A 5593-nucleotide genomic window follows, 5' to 3' on the forward strand; every position below is an offset into this window, starting at 1 on the left:
CTACCGACCTGGGGATACTCACGAGTGCCCGGGCGTCCCAACCGGCGCCATCCGCTGCCGACGGGCGTGCCTGCGGTGACGTCGCCGCTGGTCGGAGCACGCACGGAGCATTTTCGGAGCGCGCTCGGAACGGCATGCCCAGCAGTGCCAGCGGGTGCCCGGCGCCGACCTCGGGTGTTAGCTGCTCGCCGAGCACATCCGGAGCGTTCGCGATGTCTCTGATCAGGGAAAACGTCTTCCCCACGCGACTTGACCTTCGCGAACGGTCACGCGATCGTTCGTGCACCGGTACCGCGGGGTGCGCCTCCTGCGGCAGCGACGCCGGGCACCTCGCGCACGAGGTGCCCGGCACGTGGCTGCGAAGGGTCGACGTGTGTCCGGTGGCTGGCTACTTACGGGAATGCCTGTACATGACCACCGATCACCGGAGGTCGATCAGGTTGAGGAACTCGTCTTGCCGATGCCAGGTGGTCTGCAGCAGAGGCACTGCTTCGGTCAAGGGGACGAACCGGCAGTTGACCTCGAGCCCGGTGTCCCAGGCCGTGTCGTCGCCGATCATGATGTGGGTCCAGGTGTCGCGGGGTTCAGTGGCGCTGAGGTGGAAGTAGATGCTGATGTACGGGTCGCCGGTGTCGTAGGTGCCTTGCTGGACGCCGACGACTCCGCGGAGATCGAGGGGGCCGGAGATGCCGGTTTCTTCGATGGCCTCGCGGATGGCTGCGGCGTCGGGGCGTTCGCCGGGTTCTACTCCGCCGCCTGGTAGCTGGGTGCCTGCCTCGGATTGTGCGGGGTAGTCGAACACGAGCAGCTGAGGACCGTGCGGAGTTGTCCGGGTGATGTAGGACGTGGCACGGATGCGGGCGCCGGGACTCATGCTGTTGTCAACGTCGTGTGGCCTGCTGAGGCTCGGTGGCCGATCGGCGAAACTTCGGTAGTAGGGAGAGCCCAGCGACGGCGACGGTCAGCACACCGCCGACGATGATCGGCGTGCTGAGGGCGTATCGGGCGGCGATGAGGCCGCCGAGGGCGGCGCCGATGGGGGCCGCACCGTTGCCGATGAGGCGGAAGACGTTGACGACGCGGCCGAGCATCTCGTCGGGCACGAGCTGTTGGCGGGTGGAGACGGCGGCGACGGTGCCGATGGTGAAGCTGCCGCCGATCACCGCCAGACTGATTCCGGCAAGGTAGGGCGAATTCGTCGCGGCGAGCGCGAGGAACGCGGCCGCTCGGGCGAGTTGGGCGCAGACCAGCATCGTGCGGAAACTCAGCCGCCGCGACATACGGGTAGCGATCCAGCCTCCGCCGGTGGCGCCGAGGGCTTGCGCGACGAGCAGGAAGCCGTAACCCCAACTCGTGACGCCGAGGTCATGGTGGGCGTAGAGAACGAAAGTCGCCATGGCCGCGTTGGTGGCGAGGTTGCCGCCGGCGATCAGGAGCGCGAGTTCGAGGATCTGACGATGGCGGACCACAAAGGCGATGGCCTGCCTGAGCGAGGCGAAGATGCCAATCCCGGAGTGTTCGGGTCGTGGCGGTGCCGGAACACCGCGGAGCAGGGCCGCCGAGCTGGCGAAGCTGGCAGCATCGGCCGCGATGGGCAGCCACGGCGCGACGGCGAACAGAGCGCCGCCGATCGGTGGTCCGACGAAACCGGCGGCCACGCTTTCGGTGGTGGCGATGCGGCTGTTGGCGGCGGCGAGAGCGGTGCGGTCGCGTCCGATCAGGTTGGGGATGATGGCCTGGGCGGCGGCGTTGTGGAAGCTTTGCCCGCTGGTCAGAACAAACCCCGTGATCGCGAGCGCGGCGATGGTGTTCGTCCCGGTGATGACCAGGACGGCGAGCGCGAGGAGGCAGGCCGCGCGGACAACGTCCGCAATGATCATGACGGTCCGGCGGGGCCAGCGATCCACGAGCGCGCCCGCGAACGGGCCGACGAAGAACCAGGGCGCGAGAGTCGCGGCGCTGACCAGTGACACCGCGACTGGGCTCGGGGTGAGGGCCGCGGCGAGCAGGGGTGCGGCGGCGAGGTAGACGCCATCGCCTAGGGAACTGGTCGCGGTGGCGGCCCACAGGGGCCTGAGCCCGCGAGGGTTCCTCGCAGGCTCAGGCTTTGCTGAGGTGGTCACGGGGTGGTCAGCCTTCGGGGGTGAGTGTGCCGTCCGTGATGCCGGCGGTGAAGGCCGTCCACTCGTGCCGGTTGAAGGTGAGGATCGGGCCACCGGGATCTTTTGAATCGCGTACGCCGATGAGGCCGTCGGCCTCGGCGACCTCGACGCAGCCGGCGTCGTCGGAGTGGTTGGACTTGTGCCAGTTGGTGAACGCGGGTGTCGCCATGCGGGCCTCCGTGGTTCAGGGATCGACGAGCGTCTGGGACATCTGCCGTATGTACTCTCTGGAGTCGTCCGGTGACAAGGCTGCCTTCGTAAGTTGGTCCCAGGTGGCGATGTAGGTCGCCACATTGGCGGGTTCGGAGACGGTGATTTCGCCGCCGATGGTCTCGACGAAGACGACGGTCGGTTCGGTGTCGTCGGTGAAGTCGTAGATGCGGAACCCGTGCAGCCCGAGTGCCGCGGCCGGAGTGTCGGCGGGAAGTACTTGGACACTGACGGGCGGCAGCGTGGAGACGGTGATGACGCGGTCGAGCTGGGCGCGCTGCAACGCCACGGAGTCCGATGGTCGCCAGCGCAGGCCGATCTCGCCGAGGAGGTAGTGGTACTCGGGGCAACCTGGTTCGAACAGGATCTGCTGACGAGCGAGCCGGGCGACGACGGCGGCGTCGATGTCCTTCTGGCCGGTCCAGTTAGTGACTTCCAGGACGCGACGCGCGTACTCGGCGGTCTGCATCAGTCCGGGGACGAGCATTGGCTGGAAGTGTCGAACGCGTGCGGCCTGGCGTAGGAGTTGGTCGAGCTCGTACTGCCAGCGGGCCATCCCGCCTTTGTGCAGGACGCGCCAGCTGACGGTCGCTTCGCCGGCCTCGTCGGCCAACGCAAGGATCCGTTCGCGGCGGTCGCCTTGGACGTCGAGGGCGCCGAGCATCGCCTCGATGTCCTCGACGGTGCTGCTGACGACGCCGTTCTCGATGCGGCTGACTTTCGCCTGCGACCAGTTGCCCAGCTTCGCCGCGAGCGCTCGGCCGGAGAGGCCCGCGCCCTCCCGGGCGGCACGTAGCTCGGCGCCAAGCTTACGCAGCGCGCCGCGGCCCAGCGTCACCTTGGTTCCTCTCGCGATTCACGAATCACCAGCGTAGGTGTCGGCCCCTGCCATGACAAAGGTGGCCTTCGGTGGCCCTGCTCGAAGGCAGCGATCTTAGCTAGGCTACCGACCAGGATTGCTTGATGCATGCATCACATCTACTTTTGTGAATCACAGATTCAGGAGGAGGTCGATGTGATCGGCACAGAGCTATCTGAGCGCGAGGTAAATGCCGTCCCGGGGGAAACCGCGGCCAGGTTCATGGTCATCGAGGGCTTGAGTGCGGTCGGCAAAAGCACGGTTGCGCCGCTGGTGGCCGACTACCTCGGAGCTGAACTGGTTCAAACGTCGCTGCCGTCGTTCGACGACGTGCGTGTGCACGTCGACAGGTCAAGGGCGGTCATGGCTCGCCTGCACTTCTGGCTGATGTGCAACTACGCGGTCTCGGAGGTGGTGCGTGCCCATCTGGCGCAAGGCCGTGACGTCGTACTGGAGAGCTACTTCCACCGAACCGTGGCCACGCACGTCGCAATGGGTGCGACGAACCTGCCCGACATCGACTGGGACCGGGCGGTGGCGCCGGATCTGACCGTGCTGCTGACGGTCGAGGAAGCGGAAAGGCGTCGGCGTCTGGCCGATCGCGAGGCGAATGGCCGGCTGAGTTACTGGTCGAGGCTCGAGGAGTCCAACGTCGCCGCTACCCGTGAGACCTACAAGTCATTCGGATTGCTCGCGTTGGACACCACTGGTCTCGGAGTTGTCGACGTCGCCCAGCGGCTGGCGGCAGCCTTCGTGGATCCGGCGAGGTTGCGTCGTGTCTGATTCGCCGACCTTCTGGCCTGCCTCTGACCCGACCATTGGAGTGATCGATCATGCTTGACCAGGTCGCGGGCATCACCCGCGTACGCATGCTCTACCTGCAGCTGGCGTACAAGTGCAACTTCTCCTGCGCGCACTGCTTCCACGGCGAGTTGCTCCGCAGTCCGGAAAACTTCTCCGTCGTAGAGGCGCAGGCCCTGCTGGACCACTTCATCGACGTCTACCAGCTCGAAGAGGTGACGCTCCTCGGTGGTGAGCCGTTGCTGTATCCCCATATCGTCACGATGTGCCGTTACGCGAAGGAGCGCGGACTCACCGTCGAGATCTGTACCAACGCCCACCCCGGATTCCGTGGCAAGGTTCGGGCGGCGGCGCCTTACCTTGATCACTTCCGCGTCTCATTGGACGGGCTTCGTGACACCCATGACCGCATGCGCAAAACCGGCAGCTTCGACGGCGCCGTCGCGATGATCGACCTGGCCCGTGAACTCGGCGTCCAGGTAGGCGCCACCATGACGGTCACGCGGCACAACCTCGACGAGGTCGTTTCCCTCGGCGTACTTCTGCAAGAGCATGGCGTCGCCGACCTGAAGCTGCATGCCTTGCGCTTGGTCGGCAATGCGCGGCTCCATCCAGATCTCGAGGTCGTCGACCCAAGCCGTTACGGCGACCTGCACGCGAAGATCAACGCGGCTGGCCTGTCGATCAAGGTGGTCTACGACTCCGACCTCTTGCCGCAGCCGCCGGGAGCCGCTTGCTCGAACCTGGTGGCCGGAGGATGGCTCGACCGCATCGAGGCGGATCCCCGCGGCGGGCTTACCGTGTCCTGCAAGGCGGTAGGGAAGGATGTCAACGCATTCCGGTGGGACAAGCAGAGGCAGATCATCCGGTACGAGCCTCGAGAGAACGACGAGTTCGCGCTTGGCATCCCGGACGTGAACTACCAAACCGTCACGGCCGGCTGATGCCGACCGTGAGCGTGTGGGAGGACACCCGGACGTTCTTCCCGCTCTTCCTGGCCCAGATCGAACAGATCGGCGCGCGATCCGTCTGCGTCGTCGGCGCCTCCGACGGCAAGTTCGTGCTTCCGCTCGCGCGACGCGGACTTCACGTCCTCGCCATCGAACGCGACCCGAGTTCGGTGGACGGCGGCCCGGTCAAGCTTCCGGGCCCGATCGACACAGTTGTGCCGGGTCTGCGTAAGCGCGTGGCCGAGGAAGGCCTGATCGACCACGTGACGATCGTGCAAGCCGACCTGTTCGAAGTCGACGTCGCTGAGCCACGGGCCGATGCTGTATGGACCAGTTGCTCATGGCACTACAGCATCAACCATTCTCGGCCGTTGGCGGACTTCATCGCCGCGATGAGCCGCCTCTGCCGGTCGCAGGGAGGCGTTTTCGGCGCCGAGTACATGATGCCGGTCGCGCCACGACACTTCGAGGTCGAGCACTACCCGGGCGAAGGGCAGGTGCGCGGCCATCTGCCCGGATGGCAGATCGATTGGGAGACTTACACCCCCGCCTTCGTCGAAGCGCCGCACGTCGGACAGCTCGCCGAGCATGTGCACCGGATGGGCCTGATT

Annotated in this window: 7 protein-coding genes; 3 read left to right on the top strand and 4 right to left on the bottom strand. The window is 66.3% G+C overall.

Going from position 1 to position 5593, the window contains the following annotated elements; all coding sequences use genetic code 11:
• Positions 1–421: 421 nt before the first annotated feature.
• From Adu01nite_RS42980 to Adu01nite_RS42995, 4 genes are read right to left on the bottom strand one after another with little or no spacing between them, the layout of a single operon-like run.
• Complete coding sequence (locus Adu01nite_RS42980) at positions 422–874, bottom strand: NUDIX domain-containing protein (RefSeq protein WP_203735152.1); 453 nt, start codon at positions 872–874, stop codon at positions 422–424.
• 7 nt (positions 875–881) lie between these two features.
• Positions 882–2216: an MFS transporter gene (locus Adu01nite_RS42985; protein ID WP_239133153.1), complete on the bottom strand. Its 1335-nt coding sequence runs from the start codon at positions 2214–2216 to the stop codon at positions 882–884.
• Positions 2131–2331 (bottom strand): DUF397 domain-containing protein, encoded by a 201-nt coding sequence (locus tag Adu01nite_RS42990; protein WP_203735154.1) that lies wholly within the window; start codon positions 2329–2331, stop codon positions 2131–2133. The genes Adu01nite_RS42985 and Adu01nite_RS42990 overlap by 86 nt, the downstream gene beginning before the upstream one ends.
• Positions 2332–2346: 15 nt before the next feature.
• Complete coding sequence (locus Adu01nite_RS42995; RefSeq protein ID WP_203735155.1) at positions 2347–3210, bottom strand: helix-turn-helix domain-containing protein; 864 nt, start codon at positions 3208–3210, stop codon at positions 2347–2349.
• A 129-nt stretch (positions 3211–3339) separates the two neighbouring features.
• Here Adu01nite_RS42995 and Adu01nite_RS43000 point away from each other — a divergent pair, with 129 nt between their 5' ends.
• The 3 genes from Adu01nite_RS43000 to Adu01nite_RS43010 all read left to right on the top strand — a co-directional run.
• Complete coding sequence (locus tag Adu01nite_RS43000) at positions 3340–4014, top strand: nucleoside/nucleotide kinase family protein (protein WP_203735156.1); 675 nt, start codon at positions 3340–3342, stop codon at positions 4012–4014.
• Positions 4015–4064: 50 nt separating this feature from the next.
• Positions 4065–4976 (top strand): radical SAM protein, encoded by a 912-nt coding sequence (locus tag Adu01nite_RS43005; protein ID WP_203735157.1) that lies wholly within the window; start codon positions 4065–4067, stop codon positions 4974–4976.
• Positions 4976–5593: class I SAM-dependent methyltransferase (locus Adu01nite_RS43010; RefSeq protein ID WP_203735158.1), on the top strand; the 618-nt coding region annotated here is incomplete at its 3' end. The genes Adu01nite_RS43005 and Adu01nite_RS43010, both read left to right, overlap by 1 nt.

The sequence above is a fragment of the Paractinoplanes durhamensis genome (assembly GCF_016862175.1).
GTDB lineage: Bacteria > Actinomycetota > Actinomycetes > Mycobacteriales > Micromonosporaceae > Actinoplanes > Actinoplanes durhamensis.